Here is a 25,171-nt window from a genome sequence, read left to right as displayed (position 1 = left end):
CTACGGAGTTGGAGCAGACTATGTTAGGGGTTACACAGATGCTTTAAAACATCAGAATGAACTTTTAGACAAAAAAAATAGCAATTTTAGCAGGGAAGTAAAAATATAAGTGTAAGTAAGACAAACTGTGGTTACTATGAAAGTTTAAGTAGTAACCACTATTATAGTGAGGTGGCGGGAATCATTGTATTGTGTCATACAGAAGGTTTTTAATAAAAAAGAAAATACTAATGGAGAGTATAAGGAGTTAAAAGTGGAATCATCTACGTTGTCTGTTGATGGTAAAGCTTATACAAAATATTATTACAGGCATACTGGAGAACAATTTAAGAGGCCTCATAGGGAGGCATTCAAGATAAGTATTCATGAAAGTTATAGGGAAAATGGGAAGGTTAAGAAAAAGCAATGGGTAATATGTACAGTGGGATATTATGATATAACTGATGGGTGGTCATACATAGGAGATCATGTCATAGGTGGGCTTGGAAGAAAAGCTGAAGAGTTAGGAATAACGGAAGAACAGATATGTGATATGGTGTATAAAAAGTTTGACCCTATAATAGCAACAGTAGAGAAGGAGTTTAAGCTTACAGAAGAATATAAGGCTAAGAAGCAACATGATAAAATACTGGAAAAGTATCGTAAGGCTAAGGAGAAATTTGAAAAGAAATATGGCGATAACACCTATGATTATTGTTATGATGTATTTGGAGTTCTTAGAAATGAAGATTATCTAAAAGAGTTACAGGGCAATTATAAAGCACAACAGGAATATTACAAAAGTAGTTACTATGGTAGTGGAAGTAGTAACTACAGTAGCTATGATTATAGTAGTTACTTGGGAAATAAACATAGTAACTACACGGAGGATGAAAAAGTCAAATTAAAAAAGATATATAAAGTACTGGCATTGAAATTTCATCCAGATATGAAGGAGGGTGATGCCGGTATGATGAAGCTCATTAATACATTAAAAGAGAGTTGGGGAATATAATTTAGTTTTTGTTTTTGTAACAAAGTAATGATGAAGACTAATTTTAGCGCATTAAACTATTTTATGGTAGTATATACATAAGAATTTATAGGAAAATAAGTATTTACATACAAATATTTAATGAAAGAGGGAACTGCTTATGGATAATAAAAGAGATTTAAATTCTTTTAAAGGAAAAGTATTTAACACTGAAAATCTCAAATACATAGATAATCCAATAACAGCTATGATTGATGGTGTTGCTATCTTACTAGGTGACTATGAAGCACCAAGAAAACACGCTGCTAAGTTATTACTCAAAGCACTATTGAGAGATGAATTTTTAGAAGCTTTATTAGAAGATATGGAGGTTGAAAAGGCTAAAGGAGCTAAAAAAAGTTGTGAAGCTTAAGCTACAGTAAAATTATCAGGAGGTGGTTCTATTGAAATCTAGGTGGAGAGATAAATAGGAAATAGAGCAAAATAGTAGTTTGGGTGTACAGGTTATAGATGATATTCCTGATGAATAAACCAATTATAAATAGAGACAAAAAACATGATTCTGTAGTGCCTATTTAAAAAAATTAAAAAGAGCATTTCTGCTCTTGATATACAACAGTATAGGAATATTGTTATTATTCTCTATTTGGACCTATCGATGGAGATACAAGTAAAATTAAAAAGCTTACAAGAATTATCGTAGATATAATTTTAAATAGTATTAGGCTTGATAAAATAGTAATAATGATTACAGATATATTAGATAGTATTAGTATTACACTTAATATTTTACCTTGTTTTTCTTCATCTTCAAATTTTTTAATAAGGAGATATGTAGAAGTGAACATTGTTGCGATAATCAATAGTAGTAGTGCTAGAATTAAAAATACCTGGTGGCTATCAGATTTCATATACATCCACACGAAATTAAATAAATCATCATGAGGAATCGATTTTAATAAAGCACTTAATTTACTTCTGGAATAAGCTATAAGAAGTAGGCATGGGCATATTGTGAGTATATAGGGTATTTTTCTAAAGGTAATGTTTGTAGGTGTTTGCTGAGTTTCCAATTTTCATTATCATCCTTCCAATAGTAGTTAGTATAATATATTATTAATAACTACTAAAATATGAATATTATAAGGAATTTAGAAATCTAGTAAATATTGCCATTACCTTTAAGGTAGTATCAAATAAAAAGCTGTAGTTTCTGTAATCCTCCCAATTGAAAAAAGTATAGTGGAGATTAATAGCCTAATAACATACATCTGTCTTAAAAACTCCAGCTATAATTATAATTTAGTACCCAAATAAAAGGGTACTTATTTTTATATACAAAAATCTTAATTAAGGTGGTGGCACATGCTGCTATTTTTTTTATTTTTAAGCAGGAATTTAGAGTTATTTGTAGAAATACTTAACAAATACAAATTAGGCGTGTATAATATAATGAAATTTAGGAGGGTTGAAAATGAAAAATAAAACATTTACGTCTTTAATAATTACTGTACCATTGCTATTAAATGTAGGATTTGCCACAATGGTTCATGCATGTTCCACTAACAATACTGAGGGAGCTATACCTATAACGTACATTTCACCTTCTGCCAATATTGAAACTAAATTAAATGATTTAGTAGCATTAGAAGATATATCTCAAGCTCAAGAGACAATGATATTGAATATGTTCTATACTGATGAGATAACTACAACACCAGATTTTACAAAACAGCTAGATACCTTAGTAACAAAAGATACTGTAACACAAAATCAAGAGCATATAATATTAAGCCTGTTTCCAACTGATCAAAACAAGTATTAGTACTATTGTACTTATAAGAAATCTTATATTTTACTAATAAATTCAAGAGAGTGGAAGCTCTCTTTTTTATTTAGAATAATAAAATTAATAAAAAACGGGAATAAAAAGATTAAATAGACAGTATACATCTATCATCTTTCTATTTTAGCAGGATATTATCATTATTTATAAAAAATTGAAGGAGGGGGTATAGGTATGGATGGAGAAGAATTAAGTACAGATAAAGGGAAATTGAAGGAAGAAATAATAGACATACTAAAGAAACAAAATTATATAAGTGAATTGAGTGAATGTCCATTGACCACTTTAAAATTTCTTCTGAGAATAGGTAATGCTCATTTAGATGGTCCTGCAATTTATAGTGCTTTATGTGAACTTGAAGAGGAAAGTAAGGTAATAAAAGGTTTTGAACGGATTACCAGCAATTTGAGTATCAAAATTAATACATCCAGGTGGTACTTAAAACAATAGAAAAAAATAAGACATGTTTAAGGGCATAAATTAAATAGAAATTAATCTATGCTCTTTTTAACTATTTTTTACGTGCCAAAACATCTTCTTTTAAAAATAACCTATCACGGGGAAAAACTTTAATAGGAACTAATTTGCTACGTTTCACCAAGTCATCAATATTTTGACGGCTGCAACCTAGAATTTGAGTTGCCTCCTTAGTATTTATAATATTGTCAAAGAGGAATTTAAAGAGTTCCTCTTTGGAGTTAAATTGATACATTCCATCACCTGCTTAATCGTAATATTAGAGTTATACAGCTAATAGCTAAGGCTATGATACTTATGCCTAAAGCTAGTTTACCAATCTTACTCACGATATCATCCCTCCTTTTATTTATATAGTCCATATGATATTATTAAGTTAACCATATGATTATGATTAAGTTTTACTAAAGCTACAATCAAATTTGTTATTGAGATTACTAGCTGGATTGTTTCTTTAGTATCGAGCCCTTTAGACTTCTTCTTTTTAGCCATCTTATCGCCCCTCACCACAATTATATTATATAATATCACTATGCGAATACCAAGTATTTGTTAATAGATAATAGAAGGTAGCTGCAAAGTATGGCTTGAATTTCTATATTTTATATATTTAAGCAGGAAAATAGGGTTTTGTGTAGAAATGCTTAATGTGTAAAAATGGAGGGATGTTATATGGGTATCGAAGAATTATTAAAAAATGAGAAACTTTTATTACCTATACAGGTAGATGATGATAAAAGTGTAATTAATAAATTAGAAGAGAGTCTCTACAATTATTTAAGTTTAATAAAAAAAGTAAATGAACTTCAACATATAATACCTATTATCACAAGGATACAAAATAATCTAAAGCTAGCTATTAGTTTGTATTTAGATGGCAAAACCTATGATGCATATACTCAAATTGAATCTATATTTAATGATTCTAATATAAAAGATAATTTACTTATAGACTCATTTGAAGATATATCGTATCCAGAAGAGTATAGGCAACTATACAGGGCTAGGATAGGTGATTTTTATGAATATAAAAGTTATGATTTATTTCATGTCCCGTTTGATAAACGTGAATTAATACATACAGAAAGATATAGTATACCCGGATTCCCTTGTTTATATCTAGGAGGATCAGTATATGTATGTTGGGAGGAATTGGGAAGACCTGAACTTAGTAATCTCTATGTGAGTAGATATGAATCAAATCCACAATTAAAAATTTTAGATTTAAGCTATACAATTCAAGACTTCAATCTACAAAATAGTGGTAAAGGAAAAGATTTTCAGGAAAGATTTTTTATTACTTGGCCAATAATTTGTGCATGCTCTATGAAAGTTAAAGATAGAACTTCTTATAGAAAATTTAAAACAGAATATGTTATACCTCAGCTCATTCTACAAGTAGCTAGAAATTCTAAAATTGACGGCATAGCATACTTTTCTACTAACGCTGATTATTCAAAACAAGTATGCAAACCAGTATTTATAAATTATGTTTTTCCAGCAACAAACATTAAAAATAATTCTGATGAAAGATTTTCAAAAGTATTAGAGGGTAACTTTTCGTTAACATATCCTCTAAATTATGGATTATGGAACGAACTGACAGACACAGGGAAAGATACACTAGAAAATTATTTGGGATTTACAAATAGGCGACCTATTGCCATCAATAACGAGTATAGACGTACTGCAAAGATTAATATGTATAAAGGGTTTGGTCCACCGTATTGTGAAACTAGAAGAATGCGTTTGAAAAATGTTTAAATAAACTACAAGCTGAAAAATTAAAATAAAAGATAGTGATTTTATTGGTGCTTTTAGAGAATATGAAATAAGTAAAAATTTATTATTTGCAACTGTAAAAAGAAAATAAAAGAAGTAAAAGGGTGTGTAAAATCACTCTTTTTATTTTGCACTCCGTACCCCTTGAAATATGCATAGGAGTACAATTTATATTAAAATATAATTAGAAATGTTGTAAAAAGCAGGGTAGGTGGTGACAATGTAGACATGGCAAGACCGAGAAGTCCAAATAGAGATAAGGCATTTGAGATTTACAAAGAACATGGTGGAAATATTGATTTAGTAAAAATTGCAGAGCTTTTAAATCTTTCACCTGGAAGCATAAGAGGGTGGAAGAACAAAGATAAATGGGATGATAAATTGAATGGAACGTTCCCAAAAGATACGGAACGCTCCAAATGTGATAAACAGTCAAGGGGTATTCAAAATCAACGAATAAGAAGTGGTAATCATAATCCTAAAAATCAATTTACAAAACGGAACAAAAAAGCTGAATCCCATGGCTTTTTTTCTAGGATTTTTCCACCTGAAACAATGGAGATAGTACAAGATATTATGATAAAAGATACTTTGGATATGCTCTGGGAAAACATAATAATTCAGTATACGGCCATAGCAAGGTCACAGAGAATTATGCATGTTAAAAATAAAGAAGAAATGATTAAGGAGCTCAAGAAGACTAAGGGTATTGCTATCGGAGAAGATAAGGATGCAAAAGTATTAAACACCGAGATTGAATATGAGTTTCAGTTTGCGTGGGATAGACAAGCAACATTTTTGCAGGCTCAATCGAGAGCTATGGCAGAGTTGAGAAGTATGATTAAGCAGTATGATGAAATACTTTACAATAACTGGGATATGGATACAGAAGAGCAGAAATTAAGAATCGAGAAGATTAGAGTTGAAATAGAAAAGACAAACCGTGATAATCTTGACGAAGATATAGAATATGTAATCAAAGATGGTGGCGAAGATGAGAATTATAATGATTAAATGTTGTTAGAGTCTAATACCTCTGCCCCAAATTTGCGGTACCCTCTCTTCAATGATAAAAGGGTACTAACTCATAGTTTATGAGGGGGATAATATGTTGAAAACTCAGTTTTGTAAAGAAAAGGAATATGAGTTCAATATTGTAAGAGAATGTAAAGTTTTATCTATAAGTTGTAATAAATTTGTAGAATCAATAGATAATAGTAATTTAGATTTAATGAATACATCCTTTAATTTAATAATAAATAGCTGTAAGAATATTAGAAAGACTAAGGCACCACTTAAATATGCACAAATACATAAAGATATAAAAAGAATATGCAACGTATTAATGAAAATATATCGTAATATATTTCATAGGTTTATTGATGAAGTATGGACAAATAAGTATAAGTATAAGATTTCTGAAGCTATTGAATTACTAAAAGTACCGTTGAGCAAAATAGGGGTCATTGGTAATTAGCGAACTACCCTCACTTATAGAATATAGGGTTATTTTAACAATTTATATAAATCTAAAATAAAAAAATAGAGAAGCAAGTACCACTCTATTATAATACGTATTTTCCTAATAGTAAAAATTGTACTAGGTATTCAAATGTTAAAATAAATTACTTTTAATAATCGTACTTATTCTGAGAGGCTTTGCCTATTAATGATAAAACAACCCAATAAAAAAATAAGCACCTTAAATAACAGGTACTTACCTTTTCATATAAGGAGTCTAATTTAATTAATATACAAATTTCTGGCAGTTGCACTTTAATTTAACGTGCCCTGCAACTACAGACACAAAGTTAGCAATTACAATTATTTTTTAAGGGATATATGTAAATAAGTTATTTTCATTTTCGCTAAGTTTATTTTCTTAGGACACCTATTATTATAAGGGGGTTTTGTTACAATTTAATGGCATATTTATTAATTAGTTGTTTAATTTTTTAATATCCTATAAACACTATGGAAACTAATGGGCACCAGATCCTACCAATGACTATTTTGTAATATCACATAATGAATAATAAACCTTAGTAGAATACAAAACTGAGCTAAGGGTTAGTCCTATTTTCGTAAAATAAAAAGTAATATGTGGATCTTCATAAAACACCTACTAAAATATGAAAATATGTTATAAAATTAAGAACATTATATAAAACATATATTTATTGGTTAAGTTCATTCGATATTTAAACTGATAAATTTTATGAAGGAGGATGAATGATGAAAACTTTATTAAGAAAGATTCAAATTATATCTCTAGTAGTGTTAATTGGACTGGGAATTAGCTCTATTGACAATGTAGCTTCGGCTAAACCTATTACCAGCAAGCAGTATGCTAATTCACGTAATTTACGGTACCATAAACAACCACAAAATACTACGGCTACAGTAAACATTCCTACCAATACAGAAGAATCAAGCAACTGGGGAGGATATATAGTTACGCCTACGGCTAATAGTGGTTATACTAGTATTTCTGGTAGCTGGACAGTCCCTAATATTTCATCAACCCAACAAAATGCAGTTGCTTCACAGTGGATTGGTTTGGGAGGAGTAAGTTCAACAGATCTCCTTCAAATGGGAACCATAGAGCAAATGGAAAATGGCCAACCTACAGCAGAGGTGTTTTGGGAACAGCTACCGGATGTTGCTCAAGATGTAATAAGTGTTCCTATTGGTTCAACTATTAAGGTTAGTATAGCTGAATCCTCGAGTTCTACATGGGATTTGACATTTACTGTAAATACATCTGGTGTCCAAACACAAACTCAAACAATATCCACCACATTAGATTCTTCTTATGCTCAAGGAATTGGGACATCAGCAGAATGGATTAGTGAAGATCCTTCTGATACAAACGGACAACTGGTTCCTCTAGCAAATATGGGTACTGTACAATATCAGTCAGCAATGGTTAATGGTCAAGCATTAAATGCGTCTGGTAATACTGTTCAACCTATCGCTATGGTATCAAGTAGTGGAGCTATCGTGATTTCTCCTTCTGAACTAGGTACAGATGGTGAATCATTCACTACTACAAGTACTAATTCAACTTCTTCAGTTTCAACTGGTGGACATAGATTAAGAAGATTCCCCAAGCGAACTTTGAGGCACAACTCAATTCCTTTTAGCATAAATAGACATTATTGGCGATAATTAATATACCGCGTAATTCATAGTCATTTTCAGTAAACCTCCAGCCTAGTTTTAAGCTGGAGGTTTACTGAAAAAATTTTAATTTTGATAATTCAAAGCATAGTAAAATCAACGCTTTCAGGTATATAAAAAATAGGTTATATGTTAACTATGTGGAATATAAATTTATTCTGAAAAATAAGTAATAAATAAAAAGTAGTTGTTATTTCAATTTATTTGAAATTATGGCAGTTGTTTTTTCTTAACAAGATTTTTGCACAAATTGCGAGTACTACCGCATAAGCACTTTTGTATTAGTATTCTTGTTTTAAAACTCTTTGTACAGTCTGGTGTGAAACTTTAAACTGTTTTGCTATTTTTCTTAAACTTAAACCTTGTAAATGCAGCTTCTCTATTTGGGCAATATCATTAGCACTTAAAATCTTTCCATGTTGAAAACGAGGCATCAGTTTTTTATATTCATCATCACCCATAATTACAGCATCTTCTATAAGTGGTCTCTCTTCACCTTTTTTATATTTTCCATGATCATCAGTAAAAACAATTTTAGCAAATTTATTAAATTCAGAACCCTTAATAATTATAATATCACCTTATTTTATTTTTTAGGTATATTGTAACACACAAGTATATTACTAAGATATATGGTTATAAAAAATGATACTTGTATTAGACTGCATATATGAAGTTTGTAAAGACTTCTTTTTTTATTTAATTTTTAAGGAAAATAATATAACTGTTTTATTTTAAATTTTACATATTTTAATTTACGTCCTAACTTATAAAACACCCTTAATAGGGTGTACAGCAACTAAGAAAAAGAATTATTTTCAATAGGTATTAATGGTTTCGCAAGCTACCTATATGAGTACCCACTTCATGGCTCATATAGTGCTTGCGAAAGGGGAGTCCCATTTTCGATTACATTTCTCATAAAAAAAGAAAATAATACTAATCATATCCTAAATGGTTATGATTAGTAGCCAGCTTTCTTATATATTTATTTTTATACATAGCCTTATCTGCTTTATTTATTTGTTCAAGTATGTTCTTTGATGTATTTGAATAGGCAAAGCCGGTGGAAAGCCTAATTTGTATTTTACCAATTTCATTATGCTTATTAAGTGCTAAAAGCATGGTTGAATAAATGCCTTCAGCTTCTTTTAAGGAAACGCTAGCTATAATAATTAGAAATTCGTCTCCACCACTTCTAACAATAATTGAGTCGTCTGGAAAAATATCATCTAGAAGAATGGCTACATTCTTAAGGAATGTATTACCTTCAAGGTGACCAAAAGTATCATTGATATACTTAAAATCATCTAAATCGCATACTATAACAGCAATAGGCATATTTGCTTCTTCACTGAATAATTGGATTTGTTTATTTAAATAAGTTCTATTATACAGCCCTGTTAGTGCGTCAGTATAACTTAATTTTTTGAGTTTTTCCTCCATTTCTTTCTTATCTTGTATGTTCCTGCAGATTGTGTCTACTTCAATAAGTTGTCCATTCTGATTATAAGTTGGAATTATATAATCTTCTAGCCATAAATAATATCCATCCTTATGCTTAAATCTTGCTTGAAATAATTTTGAAAAATCTGTGTTACTTTTAATTTTTGATTGTTGTATCTCATAATCATCTGGATGAACTATTTCAAATGGTATCATAGGATTAGTTTGGAACTCCTCTACACTATAACCAAGCATATCTTTCACACATGGGCTAATATATATCATCTTTGGTTCCGGTATTATTTGAAAACTACAAATAATATCTTTAGAACATTCAAGCATTTTTTGTAGGTTGTTTCCTCTTCTCTCAATTTCCCTGTAGTTGCTAATATCTATGAGAGACAGGCAGTAACCTATTATTGTATTATCATTATTAACTATTGAATTAATATATATATCAAAATATGATGTAGATCCATCCTTTTTAATAATTTCAGTATGGAAACTTCTATGAGTAATAGTATCTTCTAAGCTAATATTGCAGTATTTTTGAATATTTATATTTATCATTTCATGTTCACTATAGCCTAAAATAGTATTGCAGTTGGGAGTGATGGATGTAATAATTCCCATAGAATTAATTTCAATCAAAATCTCTCTTGATACAATGTTGTGTTGGTGATTAATCTTTAAGTTCTTTCTAATTCCCCCGTGAATATAAAAGATTGGAAATAACTATGTTAAATGCTAATTTGTTATTTTAATCATTGTTAAGTAAATTTTGCCGTTTTCCTAGTTATCTCTTATAAATAACGGGAGTTTGATGAAAACCTTTAGTAACTTTAATGCTTATAGTAAGTGTATAGTGTAATATTTTTATAATTATATAAACAATAGCTTTTTATGTTTTTGTAGTTTCAACACAATAGGATTAACATTTAATGGACTAAATTAGTTTATTTCAAAAAAATAGTGTATATAAATCATATGATTTTATAAACAAGTATAAAAGCGTTAAATGCAGACATAAAGTACAAAGGATTATTTGTATCAAAAAGCTATAGTTAAATAATACATATAAAAAGAAAGAGAAAAATAAAGATAAACCCGCATAAATAGGTTGAAAAAGTGTCTTGCAATGTTCGAATAGTTTGATGATACACTTTGCGGTAAGCAAAACATTAAAATTAGTTAAATTCTAAAATTGAATCGAGTATTGATATATCAATACTCTTAGTGATGTGTATTTTTAACTAATGCTCAAACGTCTAATATATATAGAAAGCTGGAATGAAATATTTGTATATCCATCAAATGTAATCAACATTGGATCAGGTTTAGGTATTACTTCAACTTCGCAATTTCTATTTAGTCTTTTATGTTCAAATTCCACTTTTCTTATTTCATCTTCCAAATGTTGCAATCTATTTGTACTATAACCTATAATACTATTGGGAAAGTCATACATCATATTCACCCTTCCAGTTAATCATTTTAATTTTCGCTAAGTTCATTTCCTTGGGACACTTATAATTATATGTGGTATTTGTTACTATTTATTACCTCTTAAAATATTTATTAAATGGTAGTTCTTTCATGTAAATTTAATTTGTAAGAAAATAATACTTGCAAATTATGATCATAAAATGGCGTAGTGATGTGAAACTCATATAATAAATATTTTGGATTTTGTGAAAAACAGCAAAATATGGGATTGCTAATACAATTTTTATAAGTAAGTATAATAAAAGAGTCTAGTAGAAATCCTGCTGGGTTTTACTTTATATATAAAATTCCCCAAAAATTAAGAAGGAAATTTGCTCAATTGGTAGAATGTGTATACGAACAATTTAGGAGGTGCTGTTATGGTAACAGTTTAAAATATCCTGAAATAACCTTCCAGTTAGGGGTAAAGTCAAGAGAGTTTATCAACAACCTCAATAATAATACCATAAATAAATTATTATTGAGACAGCGACATGGATTTATATGGAAAATTAGACGTTGAAATTCTATTGTACAATTACTGTATAATCTTTTATTAAAAATAGTATCAGAACATCAATACAATACATAAAGCGTTTCAAAATAAGTTTTCATATTTAATGGCGAGGGCTTAATTTACGGTCAGCTATTATTGGGAAGTACAGAATGGAAAGATTTATCACATGAAGGACGAAAATACTTTGTTATATTTATAGTTATATTTACTTTAATAGCAATATTTTTACTTATTCGTTACGAAATTAATTGATTGATAATTCAGGGGGACAATATTACGCCCCCTGTGAATAACATAAAATTACCACTACAACACAACATATATAAATATTTACATGATTATTCTAAATTGTAAGGTTAAAACAATTTCATTCTATTAAATGGATATATTCTCACTATGACATGACCTTTTAAATTTTTTATATCAATTGAACCCAGCATTCTACTGTCTGTACTATTGGTTCTGTTGTCACCTAAAACAAATACATGGTTTTTAGGAACAACATACTTAGTTGTAGTTGCAATTGGTTCAGTAACGACTCCTTTTGATAAATAGTTTTCTTTGAGAAGATTATTGTTTAAATATACATGTCCTCCTTTTATTTCAATTACGTCGCCTTCTATACCTATTACTCTCTTTATAAAATAACCTTCATTTGGGACTTTAGGATCAAATACAACAATTTCTCCTCTTTTTACATTGTGCATTTCAGTACTTATTTTCTCAACAAATAATGAATCATTATTATATAATGTTTCCTGCATCGATGGACCATTTACGGTAACCCTAGCGAAAACATAAGTACGTAAAGCTAATGCAATGCCTATTATCAATATTATGCTTATTACATATGCACCTATTTTTTTATAATAATCTACTCTGTTTTTTTCATCCATTTTAATTGGCTTTATAATAATTACAAGTCTCACTAAAATACCCTGCAAATATTATTCATACACTTAATTATTTTTCGGTTGTAATAATTAATGTACATAATGGCAGCTCTCTACACTACCTACCATAAGCCGGTGGTTGCTATTTCACTTCCTTTCCAAATTAAATAACTTAATTTGTTGTGCTAGTCAAAATATAAAATCATTGAATAATCTGAGTTGAACTTTCAGACTCTAAAAATTCAACTGTCCTAAATTAAGTAATTTCTATAGGAAAAGTCAACTAGAACAACGAACTAATTTAGTGTATTGTTTTCCAATACACATCATTTCTTTCACTTTTTTAGTATAACATAAGTTTTTGTGCCTATTAAATAAAATAAATGTAAATCAGCTATCAGTATGTTTATAAAACTGCTCTCCTTAGTTAATTTAAACTTTTCTTTTTGTTATTAGGGTGTTAAATAACTAAATTTTTAAAAATGGTTATTCAGCAATCTATATTTATTTAAATCCATTTATTTTTTCTTGTGAAGTCATTTCTGCTTCCGTTAATAGAGAATAATAGTAATTATACTTAATAGTCTTATATGTTGTTGAAATATGATAGTTTAATAAAATATTGGTGGTCCCACACTTTCACATGGAAATAACATGGGAATAACATTGGTAGTGCATTAAATTGTCAAAAAGAGTAATTAGAATATAACTAAAGTAGTCACAATAAATATTTAAAAATTTAGGAGGTAAGAAAAATGCTAAAATTAAAATATAAAATAATTTCAGCTGCAATGATTGCAGCACCATTGTTACTGAATACAGGAATTGCCACAACAGTTCATGCGAGTCCTGTTAATAATAGACCAGGAGTAGTTTGTAAAGCACCCGTAAAACCAGCAGCGAAACCAGCACCAAAGCCAAATACGCATAAACCAGCAACAAAACCAGTACCGAAGCCAGTAAATCACAGGAAATAACAATATTATAAATAAGCCTACTGAAGTTTACTTATCAGTAAGCTTATTTTTTATATTCCAGGGTTGGTGAATAACTAAATTGAGAAACATGAAAAGTAGCTAAATATGGTGTGCATCCCGTCAAGTAGACAATTGAAAAAACAAAAATTTAGATGTTGCCGTTCACTTTGTGCACGGCAGTTTTTCTATGCAGCTAATAATAGTTTTTCATGGTATTCCATCGGTGTCAAAACACCTAACTTCCGTTGTGGCCTTTGATTCGTATGATAATTCATATAACTGTCAATAGCTTTTGTTAATTCTTCCTTAGTCTGGTATTTTCTAGTGTAATACATTTCTCTTTTCATCAGTCCCCAAAATCCTTCCATAGGTCCATTATCAATACATCGTGCTACTCTAGACATGCTTTGCGTCATCCCAGCTTTGAGAATACGTTGACGAAAGTCATTAGAAGTATATTGATAACCGCGATCAGAATGAAACAGTGGGTGCGCATCTGGATTTGCAGCTACGGCCGCATCAAAGGTATCAAATACCAATGGATTATCATTGTGATCACTAATGATATATGATACATGCCTTTTGTCGCACAAATCTATAATAGCGCTTAAGTAAATTTTTCCTGCATTTTTAGTACCTATTCCATATTTAAATTCAGAAACATCTGTAACCCATTTTTCGTTTGGATGTTCTGCATTGAACTCACGATTTAATATATTTTCTGCTACATAGGCTGGGGCTGAAGCAGGTTTTGTGCAACAGTTATGCCGACCTTTTAAATTGATTGAATCTTCTTTTTACGGCAAATGCGAAGAACTCTTTTATCATTTACATTGATGTCTTCATCATGTGCCAATGCGTCGCGTAATCTTCGGTATCCCATATCTGGATGTTCGACATGCATTTGTTCTATTTTTGAAGCTATCTGCTTGTTTAAATTATCGTTGTCGCTATCCATATGATTTAACCACTTGTAGTAAGATGAACGGCTGATATTTCCTAGCTTGCATAATGAGGTGATAGAATAGCCTTTATTCTCATTAAGTAGTTCATTGATTGTATGATACTGCTGAATGTCTGGTCCTTTCTAGAATCGCCTCCTCTCGATTTCCTCGAGTTTTTTTAGGAAATCAATCTCCATCTGTTGTTTCTTAGTTTCTGCTTTCAGCATTCGATTTTCTATTTGTAGCAGTTCTAATCCTGTCATAGTCTCCTTATCTTTACATTTTCCGCGGTGGTCAAGGAGACTTTCTGGCCTATTCGCATTATACTTTCTTACCCAGTTATACACCTGCCCATATGACACATTAAATTCTTTTGCAGTTAAAGCGTAGTTTTTATCATTCTTAATACAGTATTCTATGATCTGAATGCGTTCTTCTAAAGTGGTACTGCGAGTATTATTTTTAACCATATCAGACAATTCCTCCGGCCTGGAATTCATTAGTTCTTCATGATTATTATACTGCATTACCCACTGTCGTAGTAGTGGGTGCAAATATTCCGTATGCAAGTGCAACTGCCTGATATGTCTTTCCTCCTTCCAGATATGATGTCACGACTTGATTCTTGAACTCGGCAGAATAGTTAATATTTGCATGGTTATCTGTAAAAACTGCTGTTCCAAACTCCTTATAAAGACGACACCAAGTACGAACACATTTAGCATCAACGTTATATTTTAGTCCAAGTTTATAACAGGAAACGCCACCTGCTTCATACTCGTTAACAACTTTCATTTTAAATTTATCATCATATTTTTTCCTAGACATAATAATGCTCCTCACATAGTAGATTTTAAATATTTCATCTGTCTACTATTATGGGGAGCATATCAATATCAACCATTTACAAATAATTTATAATGTCTAATTAGGTAGATACTAAAAAATAAAACTAGAGCATTTTTAGTCTAGAGTTCGATAAAAAATCTTAGCTATGTTAATAATTATAAAGTTGCAAATAGTACTTCTTTAAAAAGTATATAAATTTATTAAAGGGAATTTTCAAAATAACATGGTTTTCACATTATTGCCTAGTATTTTACCCATAATTACTAGTTATAATTTATTTCAAAAGAAAGCTAAATAAATCAGTTAAAGAACATATTAATATATAATAAAAATTTTAGGAGGGTTTTTTATGTGGGAAATTTCTTCAATTATGATTGTTGCATGTATCATGTTATTGACTTTAGCACTTTGTAGGGCTTCTTCCATGGCAGATGAGCAATATGAAAGAATGTACAGAAAAGCTTTGAAGGAAGTTGCTGAAAAGAATATATGCCTGTTTAGGTAATACCCTTCTAAAGCTTAGTTGTTGGGTATTATGCTCATAATTATTAATTACAATTTATTCGGAAAGAGAGTTAAGTAAAGCAATTAAAGAAAATATTATATAATCAAAAATTTAGGAGGTTTTAAGAATGTTAAAAATATTAAAAATGAAAAATAAAATACTTACATCTTTAGTAATTGCAGTACCATTATTATTAAATACAGGAGTAGCTACTACAGTTAGTGCATCTTCCATCAACAATTATAGTTCTAATATAACTTACAAGTATACTTATTCTTTTGCAAATTTTCAAACTAAATTAGATGCTTTAGTAGTATCAGGTACCATAACTCAAGCCCAAAAAACAACAATATTAGATCTATATTATAATGGCAAAATAACAATAAGAGAAACATTTAAGGCTCAATTAGATGCTTTAGTAGCATCAGGTACTATAGCTCAAAGCCAGGAATATTCAATATTAAATGTATTCACTAACTGGGGTTCTACATGGAAAATACCTGCACCAACTAGTGGAACAAGACATGATAATCCAGTACCTAACGCAGTAAAGCAAAATAGTCAAACATCTAATGGAGCCAAAAATAATAATATTTGATCTAATAAATCAGTGAAAACATTATAAACCTTAGAAAATCAAAGCAAATAGCATAATATCTAATAAATATAAAAAAAGTACTACAATCTATTTAAATTGATAAATTTAATATAAGAATCCATCCCAATTATTTTATTTGTTTATTATAGTAAAGCAATATGGGATGGGATTCTTTATCTCCAAAATATTTCTTTCAAATTATGGTGTTTATTATACTTATAGTAGTAACTTTTACATACGCAATAAAAAAGATCCAATATCTGGTGAACTATAGTTAACTTCAAAGCTCTACTATAATTAGGAGTTTAAATGTATAGAAACTCCAATTACATATTCAGTGAATAGCAGGCATTTTATAAATATTGTAAATTTATAAAAATAAGGACATTATAGTTGAACTCAACTATAATATTAATTTAAGTTGAGGTGATGAAATTGGCTAAGAAAATATATTTAGTTGAAGATGAACATAACCTAAATGATTTACTTGAAAAATACCTTAAAAATGAAGGTTATGATGTAACTACTTTTTCTAATGGAAGCTGTGCAAAAAATAAAATAAAAGATATGCCTGATCTCTGGATACTTGATATAATGCTTCCGGACATAAATGGATATGAATTAATTAAATGTATAAAACAAAATAATAAAAATACACCTGTTATATTTATGTCTGCAAGAAATGAAGAATTTGATAGGGTAGTGGGGTTAGAACTTGGCAGTGATGACTATTTACCAAAGCCATTTTTCCCAAGAGAATTAGTTATGAGAACCAATAATCTCATGGAAAAAATTTATGATACTAATAATAAAACAGAAATTTTGAACATAGAGGTGGGAGGATATTTAATTAATAGAAAACAGAGGATGGTTTCATTTGAAGGTAAAGAACTTAAACTTACTAATAAGGAGTTTGAATTATTAAGCTATTTTGCTGAAAACAAGAATAGTCTGATTTCAAGAGAACAAATTTTAACAAATGTTTGGGGTAATAATTATTTTGGTTCTAACCGGGTAGTAGATGATACCTTACGAAGACTTAGAAAAAAAGCTGATAAATTAACCATAGAAACGATATATGGATATGGTTATAAACTGGTTGTAATTAGATAAAGTCATTAATGCCGAGTATATGATTAATATTTACAATAGTGATTTTTATAACAGTCGGGTAAGGCTGCGAATATTAATTGAAGTCATAGTTGTAGCCAGTACAAAATAATTGTATATTTTGATGTAGTTTGAATTATTTCTAAGGTGTTCATGTTATAGTTCCCAAGCTTTATTGAAAATATTTATCTGCATTAAGTATACATCTAAAATAGATTCCATATAACTCTATATTTGGTGGCATGAACGTTTTTTTATCCTTGACACGAACAATAATGATATATAAAAAATGTATTGTTCATTTTCCTATATAAACATATGATTATCTGTCGCAATAGTAATTGTTCATGGTATTATTTGTTTATAGTTAAGAGTTTTATATGTAACTAAAGATAAAGTAGCATTTATACTAGTGTCACCGAATATAGATATGGTAGAAATAATGACTACATTAGGTATTGTCAAACTTAATAAGTAGTAAATCAGTATATACATATATAAATCAGTTAATAACTCTTAAGATGGATTTGAGAAATGAGTATAAAAGGAGGTGAAAATCATGAGATTTGAAGGTATTTGGAATATCTGCGAAATGGAGATGAGTGATGAAGAATATTTTAATACGGGAGTACAAGCATTCATTAGAATCAACGGTGATGGAAAAGGAGAATTCCGATTTGGTTTAGTTACGGGTGACTTTATAGGAAAAATTGTAGCTCAAGATAATTCTGAAAAATTTGCATTTAAGTGGTTAGGTACAGATGAACTTGAACCAGTGAATGGTATTGGTTGGATTAAGATTATTAATAAGGATTTAGTAGCAGGAAAGTTTATATTCTGCAATGGTGAAGAATCAAAATTTAAAGTCAGAAAAATAGATTGATAAACTCTACTAATAATCATATTTGATGATGTGATTATTTTACAAGTGAAATGTTAATGATCAAAATTTAGTAAGCATAACATATTGCAAGTAAATATAATTTTAAGTAAGAGATATTAAACAAGAAAATATATTATATTGGGGTTTTGCCACATGTCCATCAAGCTAAAACACAAGAATAATGAATTAAATCAGTTGGTGTAAGAGATTAAGGTAAAACAAATTCATGTTATTACAAATTTTAGAATAAGTACTATTTTAATACGATTTTTTGCATATCAGAAAAGCTCCTGTATTCATGATTTTTTGAAGACACGAACTTTAAATTATAATATAATAAAAGTGTTTTATGCGGCGGTTTCACACCTTCTTTCTTGATGGTTGTAGGAGACTCCAAGAATGTCAAAGAAGGTCTTTTTGTCATTACGGTGCGATTTCCGTCCATTTTTACATATACAGTTATATATTCTTGTTAAAACATAATAAAACTAGAGCGTTTTTCACTCTAGCTACTTTTCATACTTCCAAATTCAATTATTTAATAACCTAATATATATAGAATGGGTGCCTGAGTAATTTTCTTGCCTCATTATAATTTGTATTTATAAGTTTATCAAGATCATCCATTATTGTGTGGTCAATAACTGGTATTTGCGTGCTTTGTTTATATGCTTCATTGAAATTTTTTACCTCAATAAGTTTAAGCTCATTTTCTATTAAAGTTCTGTATTTTTTAAAATCACTTTTACATATTTCATATGTTTGTCTTTCATTATTATTTATAGAAAGGTTTTCACAAGATGTTATGTATTTTTCATCCATATTTATAATAGTTTGAATTTCTTTTTCCATATCTTTCTTATTAGAATCATCTGTTAATTGGATAAGCTTCATAAGATTATTTTCAATATGAAATGAATTGTCCTTTATAGTATCCAACATATAGATACTCTGAAGTCTATGATTGTACATTTCTATGGATTTTTCATAGGTTATTTTAAATAATATTATTCCAATTAAGGATACCACAATAGCTAATAAAGCAACCTTTACATAAAATGAGCCAAAAATTCTTCTTGCTTTTATGTTTTTGAAAAAATTCACAATAAATTCTCCCCTCAGTAACACAGTAATTGCATAATAAAAATTCAACTTTAAAATTAAGGAATATTTTTAGTTATATTTGTCAAATTTAAAATATATATATCATATAAATCAATTTACCTACTTAATATGCTCTTTAATTGATTTATTTAACTTTCTTCTGAAATAAATTATATCTAATAATTGTGGAAATAATTCCAAATGATGGTGTGATCTTTATGTTATTATTAAAACCTCTTCTAACAATTTGGCCTAATACCAGCATAAGTGCTATAATTGCAAAGTATATGTAATTTTATGGATAAATAAATATTAAAAAATGCCAGATTTTATATGAAAAATATAGGATTTAACATTATGATTTGATATTATTTCTATTTTGAATTGACAATTTACTTATAATTATTAACTATAATAAATTAAAATATGTTTTAACAATAAAAATTCAACTTTTATAAAGTCATCATAACGAATGTCTTAGAGGTGTTATCTAGGATAATTCTAATTTAAATTCAGAAGCTGAGGTGATAGAGTTGACTAAAAAAATATATTTAGTTGAGGATGAACATAATTTAAATAGGTTACTTGAAAAATATCTTCAAAAAGAAGGTTATGATGTAACTACCTTTTTTAATGGAAATTGTGCAAAAAATAGAATAAAGGATACGCCTAACCTTTGGATACTTGATATAATGCTTCCAGATATAAGTGGCTATGAACTAATTAAATATATAAAACAAAATAATAAAAATACCCCTGTTATATTCATGTCTGCAAGAAATAGAGAGTTTGATAAAATAATAGGATTAGAGCTTGGTAGTGATGATTATTTGTCAAAGCCATTTTTACCAAGAGAATTAGTTATAAGAACTAATAATCTCATGAAAAAAATTTATAGAAATACCAATACAACAGATATAACAGAGAGTTTCAATATGGAGATTGGAGGGTATTCCATTAATAAAAAGCAAAGGATGGTTTTATTTAGAGGTAAAGAAATTAGACTTACCAATAAGGAATTTGAATTATTAAGTTATCTTGCTGAAAATAAGAATAATTTAATATTAAGAGACCAGATTCTAACAAATGTTTGGGGTATCAATTATTTCGGTTCTGGCAGGGTAGTAGATGATACCATAAGAAGACTTAGAAAAAGGGTTGATAGATTAACTATAGAAACAATATATGGACATGGTTATAAATTGCTTGAGAGCCTATGAAGATGTTTAAAATAAAAGTGTCAGGTAAAGTTACAACTAAAGATATAGTGAGGAACCCTATATCTATGAGGGGGCCTCTGTAGTAATGGAACAAAAAATTCAAGTGAATACGAAGATGAACTTGATGTAGAAGATTTAAAAAACATTAATTTTCTTCATGCTGATACGGGAGATATTTCTATTAAGTACGTTGAGGATCAAATTCATAGTAAGCTTGATCTTCAGCTTAGTATAAATCAAGTGTTAGAAATTGTAGAGTATTTTTTACTCTAGTTTCTATGCCTTCTTATTTCATCATCTTCAGGTTTAAGGTTACCACTGCCGTGAAAGGCATTTAAGCTACCTTTCTCATACTCCTTTACCCAATCTCTTACGGTTGAATAATGTACGCCTAATTCCTTTGCCATTAGACTTGTCATTATTTCACCAGATAATATTCTTGTAACTGTTTGTTCCTTATCCTTCATGCCTTTAGTTACCTCTAATTATTTTTACGTAAATAAATCTTTAGAGATTACTCTTTAGGTTTTATGCATTACATAAATTTCACATAATTATACGATATTATGCCCAAAATTATTAGTTATAATTTTTTAAAACATAAAGTTAAGTGAAATAATTTAAATTTTTTCAAAACAATTCTCTCAATAATAGCTTAACGTAAATTCACATGTGTAATTGATAGTTCAAATATAACTTTTGCATATGATGGATATTGATGTAAAAATGACAAAACATATGATAAAATTAAGAAAGGAATATGATTAATGGAAAGTACTCGAATAATTGAAATTATAGTAGTAATTTTAACTATTGTTACTACTAGTAGTCTAGGTCTTCTCAATATAGTTAATACTCAAGCTATTACTAGTTATAATTCGCCAATATGGATTGCTCAAGTTCAAAATGTTAAACTTTATGATGGACATGAATTAGCAATTAAGGTAGCTGCTTGGTTAACAGATTATTGGAATACTGTAGTAGATAAAATAGTTGGGTGTTTTCCTATTACTGCTAAGTATTTCACGAGAACTGATATAGGATCAATTTTAAATAAAGTAGCACAAGCAAGTAATTCAATGTGCGATTTTCTAAAAACCGCAGTAAGAACTTTTTTGCCTAGTTTTTTCCCGGATTATTTCTGTAATATTGTTGCACAGTTTATAAGATTTTTACTTCCAGTTTAACTTAAAGTAAGTATGTGTCTTAATAATCGGATTACCCCCCCTCGTTTTGGACAGAATCTAATAAATTCTTCATTTCTCTTAAATTTAGACCCTTATTTGAATATTTGTTAGGTTTTCTCCAAAATAAAGGTTATAAAATTCATGTGGAGCAATAAATCTTAAACTTGAATGTAATCTCCTATTATTGTAGAATTCCATAAATTCATTTACTATTTTGTATGCTTCCGCATAGCTTTGAAATTCATTAATTTTTAGACACTCATCCTCAAGTATTCTGTGAAATTATTCTACATGCGCGCTTTTATTTGGCGTCTTCACTGGTATTCTCTCATGTTCAATTTTAAGTTCTTCACAGCATTCATCAAATTTATGACTTATAAACTGAGGTCCGTTGTCTGTTCTTATTACTGGCTTTTTATAGCCTTCCTCAAACAAGTTTCTTTTTATTAAATACTTTTTGAGTAGTGCTGTAGCATCTTTCATCTTCACCTTCTATGGTAGCCATATTTTATATCCACTTCCCATAGTTGATTTGAGCCTGTTATAGTTCTGTCAACTGCAATATTTCATTTCTCTTTATTTTAACCTGAGCTCGATAAAGTAAATAAAGAAATTTTAGGTATAAAAAATCTCATCAACAAGTTTTATTATATGAGCGCAAGCAAAAAATAAAACAAAAAAATGGGATTTTTTTATACCTTAAATTCTTCCATCGAACTCACGTTAATTTATATATTTTTTACTATAAGACAAGCTACTATAACTAAAAAGTAATAAGTATATTGGACTGCCATAAAATACCCCTTTACTCTTAATTTGTTCATTATTATTTACTCAAGGGGTAAGCCACAAATTTCATGTTTTGTTTATTAACTAGAGTGAAAAATTAAATAAGTCACCCTCCTATGATATAATGTTTTCGCTGAAAAATATCAGTAAAGGATGACTTTGATTATGATTATAATAATAGGTTGTTGAATAGCTATTTTTTCTAAGCTTGCAAATACTAACCCCAAGCCTAAAAAGATATTTTGATACAATTTAAATTTAATGTCTAATATACAATAAAACATCTAATACGAGTACCTAAATTATGGAATACACTTTGCCCCTAGTTACACGTTTGCTGGTACTGGGCCTACTAAAAAACTTATATTTTGATTAAACTTTATTTAAAGCTTACACTAACATTTAAAAGGAGCAGTAAATTAAAGCTTAAATTTTTGCACCGTTTCGTTAAGATTCTGGGCAAGTTCTGCTTGGCTTTGTGCTGTTACTGCCACTTGTTCTATTGCTTTTGTGGCTTCATCCATGCTCTCTTTTATTGTTTCTGCCTGTTCACTTGATGTTTGTGACACCTGTGCCATGTTTTGAACAGCTTCACTTACTTGTCCAACCGTGGCCGTAATTTCTTCAGACATAGCAGCAATTTCCTCAGACATTTTGCTTACAAAATCTGAATCATTATAATACTGATTACCTGTTTCGCCATAGGCATCGAATTGTTCATGTACTTGTGTACTTATAAATTTTAATATATCTCTACCTGTATCGGCACTACTTTTAAATGCTTCCTGCACTTTTACTATAGTATCCTGAATACCTATTACTGCCTCAGCAGATTGTTCTGCCAGCGTCCTTACTTCTTCTGCCACTACTGCAAATCCCTTTCCTTGTTCTCCTGCTCTTGCAGCTTCTATTGCTGCATTTAATGCAAGTAAATTTGTTTGTTCTGCTATACTTCCTATGGTATCTGCCATAACTCTTATACTGTCTACTACTTTTCCATCTTCAATAGCTTTTTTGATTTTTTCTTGTTCTTCACCATATACTTTTCGAGTTTCATCAATAGCTTTTCGGCTATTGTTTTTAACTGCTGTAGCTCTCTCTTTAAACTGATTTGCATTATTACTTCCTTCCATAGCTTTAGACGAGAGCTCATTGATACTTGAATCTACTTCTTCAACAGATGCACTTATTTCCTCTGAGGCAGCACTTGACTCTTGCATACCAGAAGCAATGGTATCTACTGCTTCATCAATGACATCTATCTTTGTTGTCAATTCTTCTACAGTTGCTGAAAGTTCTTCACTGGATGCGTTAATATTTTGAGAGTTTTCCATAATAAGTCTGATTAAGCTACTCACATTTTCTTGTGCTGTATTTAGAGCTATACCTATTTGTCCAAATTCATCTTGTCTTGTGATAGAAATTGATGTAGACAGGTCATATGTAGCTAGTCTTTCTGCGAGAGATTTTATCTTCACTAATGGAGTATTTATATCTTTTGAAATAATTAAGCCGAAACTTATATTGAGGAATAATCCTACTACCATTAATATTGCCTCATGGTATTTTACAATTATTGATTTAGATGACACTATTGCTATAATACTAACTATAGCAATTAATATGGCTAATATTGTATAAGATAAAATTAATTTTGTTCTTACATTTGTTTTTTTAAAAAATTCATAATGAATGCCCCCTAATGAGATTAAAATGTGATATTACTTTTTTATAATCGAACATTTTATGTTTTATATTAGTTTTTATTTTATTGGCTTAAAAAAAACTAGTAGTAATACTGGTCAAAAGCCCCGCAGAGCACACGACATAATTTATTATGTGTAGTGTGTTATAATAAAATAAATTTATGTGTAAAAAAGGATGAATTCATCTAACAAACATAATAATACATCATCTATCCGCTGCTATATTATAAAATAGAAAAGAATATGTACCTAATTAGCTAATACCCTTCTAAAACTTCCACACATGCCCAATATCCGGCTTTGAATTCGCAAGTAATACAAATCACCTTGTATCTTAACATGTCCTAAATTGCTCTGTAGCTAATTTAACTTTTAATTGTCAGACACAAAAGATAATTCTCATTTTTTAATATTAATTCCATATATTGTTAAAGAGTGCTATAATAAACTCATCCCCTAACGATACCATGATAAGAGGAATACATGGACTCCATCTTAAACATATTGTGTCCATCCGTTAGGGGGTACTTTAAAAGAAAGAGGTATATATAAATGGCAGATAAAACAATAGTTTGCAAAGATTGTGGAAAGGAATTCGTATTTACTGAAGCTGAACAAGATTTTTACAAAGAAAAAGGATTCGACAATGAGCCTCAGAGATGTATTGATTGTAGAAGAGCAAGAAAGCAACGAAACA

Annotated in this window: 30 protein-coding genes and 1 pseudogene; 16 read left to right on the top strand and 15 right to left on the bottom strand. The window is 29.3% G+C overall.

What is annotated here, in order from left to right:
* Positions 1 to 184 precede the first annotated feature (184 nt).
* Both ACJDU8_RS22120 and ACJDU8_RS22115 read left to right on the top strand, forming a co-directional pair.
* Positions 185 to 994 carry a hypothetical protein gene (locus ACJDU8_RS22120; protein ID WP_406794343.1) on the top strand — a complete coding sequence of 270 codons (810 nt, stop codon included), beginning with the start codon at positions 185 to 187 and terminating at the stop codon, positions 992 to 994.
* A 139-nt stretch (positions 995 to 1,133) separates the two neighbouring features.
* A complete protein-coding gene (locus ACJDU8_RS22115) occupies positions 1,134 to 1,385 on the top strand; it encodes a hypothetical protein (protein ID WP_406794342.1) in 252 nt (83 codons plus the stop codon).
* Positions 1,386 to 1,608: 223 nt separating this feature from the next.
* On the opposite strand, the gene ACJDU8_RS22110 is transcribed toward ACJDU8_RS22115, so the two are convergent.
* Positions 1,609 to 2,046: a hypothetical protein gene (locus ACJDU8_RS22110; protein ID WP_406794341.1), complete on the bottom strand. Its 438-nt coding sequence runs from the start codon at positions 2,044 to 2,046 to the stop codon at positions 1,609 to 1,611.
* Positions 2,047 to 2,447: 401 nt separating this feature from the next.
* Here ACJDU8_RS22110 and ACJDU8_RS22105 point away from each other — a divergent pair, with 401 nt between their 5' ends.
* Positions 2,448 to 2,798, top strand: coding sequence for a hypothetical protein (locus ACJDU8_RS22105; protein WP_406794340.1), 351 nt, complete (start codon positions 2,448 to 2,450; stop codon positions 2,796 to 2,798).
* 195 nt (positions 2,799 to 2,993) lie between these two features.
* A complete protein-coding gene (locus ACJDU8_RS22100; protein ID WP_406794339.1) occupies positions 2,994 to 3,269 on the top strand; it encodes an uS8 family ribosomal protein in 276 nt (91 codons plus the stop codon).
* 61 nt (positions 3,270 to 3,330) lie between these two features.
* Here the strand turns inward: ACJDU8_RS22100 and ACJDU8_RS22095 are convergent, their stop codons facing one another.
* Positions 3,331 to 3,531 carry a helix-turn-helix transcriptional regulator gene (locus ACJDU8_RS22095; RefSeq protein WP_406794338.1) on the bottom strand — a complete coding sequence of 67 codons (201 nt, stop codon included), beginning with the start codon at positions 3,529 to 3,531 and terminating at the stop codon, positions 3,331 to 3,333.
* 437 nt (positions 3,532 to 3,968) lie between these two features.
* Here ACJDU8_RS22095 and ACJDU8_RS22090 point away from each other — a divergent pair, with 437 nt between their 5' ends.
* The 4 genes from ACJDU8_RS22090 (at position 3,969) to ACJDU8_RS22075 (ending at position 8,249) form a co-directional block, all read left to right on the top strand.
* Positions 3,969 to 5,060, top strand: a complete 1,092-nt coding sequence (locus tag ACJDU8_RS22090; protein ID WP_406794337.1) for a hypothetical protein — start codon at positions 3,969 to 3,971, stop codon at positions 5,058 to 5,060.
* Between the two features lie 246 nt (positions 5,061 to 5,306).
* Entirely contained in the window at positions 5,307 to 6,092 is a 786-nt protein-coding gene (gene terS / locus ACJDU8_RS22085) for a phage terminase small subunit (RefSeq protein WP_406794336.1), read from the top strand.
* 94 nt (positions 6,093 to 6,186) lie between these two features.
* Positions 6,187 to 6,555: a hypothetical protein gene (locus tag ACJDU8_RS22080; RefSeq protein ID WP_406794335.1), complete on the top strand. Its 369-nt coding sequence runs from the start codon at positions 6,187 to 6,189 to the stop codon at positions 6,553 to 6,555.
* Positions 6,556 to 7,313: 758 nt separating this feature from the next.
* The gene (locus ACJDU8_RS22075; protein WP_406794334.1) at positions 7,314 to 8,249 is read left to right on the top strand and encodes a G1 family glutamic endopeptidase; all 936 of its coding nucleotides are present in this window, start codon (positions 7,314 to 7,316) and stop codon (positions 8,247 to 8,249) included.
* Positions 8,250 to 8,542: 293 nt separating this feature from the next.
* Here the strand turns inward: ACJDU8_RS22075 and ACJDU8_RS22070 are convergent, their stop codons facing one another.
* The 4 genes from ACJDU8_RS22070 to lepB all read right to left on the bottom strand — a co-directional run bounded on the left by ACJDU8_RS22070 (position 8,543) and on the right by lepB (position 12,638).
* Positions 8,543 to 8,722, bottom strand: a complete 180-nt coding sequence (locus tag ACJDU8_RS22070) for a helix-turn-helix domain-containing protein (protein ID WP_406794333.1) — start codon at positions 8,720 to 8,722, stop codon at positions 8,543 to 8,545.
* Between the two features lie 478 nt (positions 8,723 to 9,200).
* Complete coding sequence (locus tag ACJDU8_RS22065; RefSeq protein ID WP_406794332.1) at positions 9,201 to 10,358, bottom strand: diguanylate cyclase domain-containing protein; 1,158 nt, start codon at positions 10,356 to 10,358, stop codon at positions 9,201 to 9,203.
* A gap of 598 nt (positions 10,359 to 10,956) precedes the next feature.
* Positions 10,957 to 11,178, bottom strand: a complete 222-nt coding sequence (locus tag ACJDU8_RS22060; RefSeq protein ID WP_406794331.1) for a hypothetical protein — start codon at positions 11,176 to 11,178, stop codon at positions 10,957 to 10,959.
* 887 nt (positions 11,179 to 12,065) lie between these two features.
* Positions 12,066 to 12,638 carry a signal peptidase I gene (gene lepB / locus ACJDU8_RS22055; protein WP_406794330.1) on the bottom strand — a complete coding sequence of 191 codons (573 nt, stop codon included), beginning with the start codon at positions 12,636 to 12,638 and terminating at the stop codon, positions 12,066 to 12,068.
* Positions 12,639 to 13,357: 719 nt separating this feature from the next.
* On the opposite strand from lepB, the gene ACJDU8_RS22050 reads away from it, so the two are divergent.
* Complete coding sequence (locus ACJDU8_RS22050; RefSeq protein WP_406794329.1) at positions 13,358 to 13,579, top strand: hypothetical protein; 222 nt, start codon at positions 13,358 to 13,360, stop codon at positions 13,577 to 13,579.
* Between the two features lie 185 nt (positions 13,580 to 13,764).
* Here the strand turns inward: ACJDU8_RS22050 and ACJDU8_RS22045 are convergent, their stop codons facing one another.
* The 4 genes from ACJDU8_RS22045 to ACJDU8_RS22030 form a co-directional block, all read right to left on the bottom strand.
* Positions 13,765 to 14,364 (bottom strand): IS3 family transposase, encoded by a 600-nt coding sequence (locus ACJDU8_RS22045; RefSeq protein WP_406794346.1) that lies wholly within the window; start codon positions 14,362 to 14,364, stop codon positions 13,765 to 13,767.
* A complete protein-coding gene (locus tag ACJDU8_RS22040) occupies positions 14,355 to 14,537 on the bottom strand; it encodes a helix-turn-helix domain-containing protein (protein WP_406794328.1) in 183 nt (60 codons plus the stop codon). The genes ACJDU8_RS22045 and ACJDU8_RS22040 overlap by 10 nt, the downstream gene beginning before the upstream one ends.
* A gap of 129 nt (positions 14,538 to 14,666) precedes the next feature.
* Positions 14,667 to 15,023, bottom strand: a complete 357-nt coding sequence (locus tag ACJDU8_RS22035; protein WP_406794327.1) for a helix-turn-helix domain-containing protein — start codon at positions 15,021 to 15,023, stop codon at positions 14,667 to 14,669.
* Positions 15,024 to 15,039: 16 nt separating this feature from the next.
* On the bottom strand, positions 15,040 to 15,351 hold the full coding sequence (locus ACJDU8_RS22030) for a helix-turn-helix domain-containing protein (RefSeq protein ID WP_406794326.1): 312 nt from the start codon (positions 15,349 to 15,351) through the stop codon (positions 15,040 to 15,042).
* A gap of 370 nt (positions 15,352 to 15,721) precedes the next feature.
* Here ACJDU8_RS22030 and ACJDU8_RS22025 point away from each other — a divergent pair, with 370 nt between their 5' ends.
* From ACJDU8_RS22025 to ACJDU8_RS22010, 4 genes are all read left to right on the top strand, one after another.
* Positions 15,722 to 15,877: a hypothetical protein gene (locus tag ACJDU8_RS22025; protein ID WP_406794325.1), complete on the top strand. Its 156-nt coding sequence runs from the start codon at positions 15,722 to 15,724 to the stop codon at positions 15,875 to 15,877.
* A gap of 127 nt (positions 15,878 to 16,004) precedes the next feature.
* Complete coding sequence (locus ACJDU8_RS22020) at positions 16,005 to 16,475, top strand: hypothetical protein (RefSeq protein WP_406794324.1); 471 nt, start codon at positions 16,005 to 16,007, stop codon at positions 16,473 to 16,475.
* A 435-nt stretch (positions 16,476 to 16,910) separates the two neighbouring features.
* Entirely contained in the window at positions 16,911 to 17,588 is a 678-nt protein-coding gene (locus tag ACJDU8_RS22015; protein ID WP_406794323.1) for a response regulator transcription factor, read from the top strand.
* Between the two features lie 556 nt (positions 17,589 to 18,144).
* Entirely contained in the window at positions 18,145 to 18,468 is a 324-nt protein-coding gene (locus tag ACJDU8_RS22010; protein ID WP_406794322.1) for a hypothetical protein, read from the top strand.
* Positions 18,469 to 19,014: 546 nt separating this feature from the next.
* Here ACJDU8_RS22010 and ACJDU8_RS22005 read toward each other — a convergent pair.
* The gene (locus tag ACJDU8_RS22005; RefSeq protein ID WP_406794321.1) at positions 19,015 to 19,572 is read right to left on the bottom strand and encodes an MCP four helix bundle domain-containing protein; all 558 of its coding nucleotides are present in this window, start codon (positions 19,570 to 19,572) and stop codon (positions 19,015 to 19,017) included.
* A 533-nt stretch (positions 19,573 to 20,105) separates the two neighbouring features.
* Between ACJDU8_RS22005 and ACJDU8_RS22000 the strand changes: the two genes are divergently transcribed.
* A complete protein-coding gene (locus ACJDU8_RS22000) occupies positions 20,106 to 20,792 on the top strand; it encodes a response regulator transcription factor (RefSeq protein ID WP_406794320.1) in 687 nt (228 codons plus the stop codon).
* Positions 20,793 to 21,061: 269 nt separating this feature from the next.
* Here the strand turns inward: ACJDU8_RS22000 and ACJDU8_RS21995 are convergent, their stop codons facing one another.
* A complete protein-coding gene (locus ACJDU8_RS21995) occupies positions 21,062 to 21,259 on the bottom strand; it encodes a transposase (RefSeq protein WP_406794319.1) in 198 nt (65 codons plus the stop codon).
* Positions 21,260 to 21,559: 300 nt separating this feature from the next.
* Between ACJDU8_RS21995 and ACJDU8_RS21990 the strand changes: the two genes are divergently transcribed.
* On the top strand, positions 21,560 to 21,979 hold the full coding sequence (locus ACJDU8_RS21990) for a hypothetical protein (RefSeq protein ID WP_406794318.1): 420 nt from the start codon (positions 21,560 to 21,562) through the stop codon (positions 21,977 to 21,979).
* 84 nt (positions 21,980 to 22,063) lie between these two features.
* Here the strand turns inward: ACJDU8_RS21990 and ACJDU8_RS21985 are convergent, their stop codons facing one another.
* From ACJDU8_RS21985 to ACJDU8_RS21975, 3 genes and pseudogenes are all read right to left on the bottom strand, one after another.
* Positions 22,064 to 22,252 (bottom strand): integrase core domain-containing protein, encoded by a 189-nt coding sequence (locus tag ACJDU8_RS21985; protein ID WP_406794345.1) that lies wholly within the window; start codon positions 22,250 to 22,252, stop codon positions 22,064 to 22,066.
* A gap of 9 nt (positions 22,253 to 22,261) precedes the next feature.
* A complete protein-coding gene (locus tag ACJDU8_RS21980; protein WP_406794317.1) occupies positions 22,262 to 22,462 on the bottom strand; it encodes a hypothetical protein in 201 nt (66 codons plus the stop codon).
* Between the two features lie 725 nt (positions 22,463 to 23,187).
* Positions 23,188 to 24,321: pseudogene (locus ACJDU8_RS21975) on the bottom strand (methyl-accepting chemotaxis protein); the annotation flags it as partial.
* A gap of 705 nt (positions 24,322 to 25,026) precedes the next feature.
* Here ACJDU8_RS21975 and ACJDU8_RS21970 point away from each other — a divergent pair.
* Positions 25,027 to 25,171, top strand: a 145-nt coding sequence (locus ACJDU8_RS21970) for a zinc-ribbon domain-containing protein (protein ID WP_406794344.1), incomplete at its 3' end; no start/stop codon positions are given.

Source organism: Candidatus Clostridium eludens, assembly GCF_045310515.1.
In the GTDB taxonomy this organism is placed as follows: Bacteria; Bacillota; Clostridia; order Clostridiales; family Clostridiaceae; genus Clostridium_B; species Clostridium_B eludens.
Note: the sequence above shows the minus strand (reverse complement) of the source record. Positions and strands in the feature narration are given on the sequence as shown.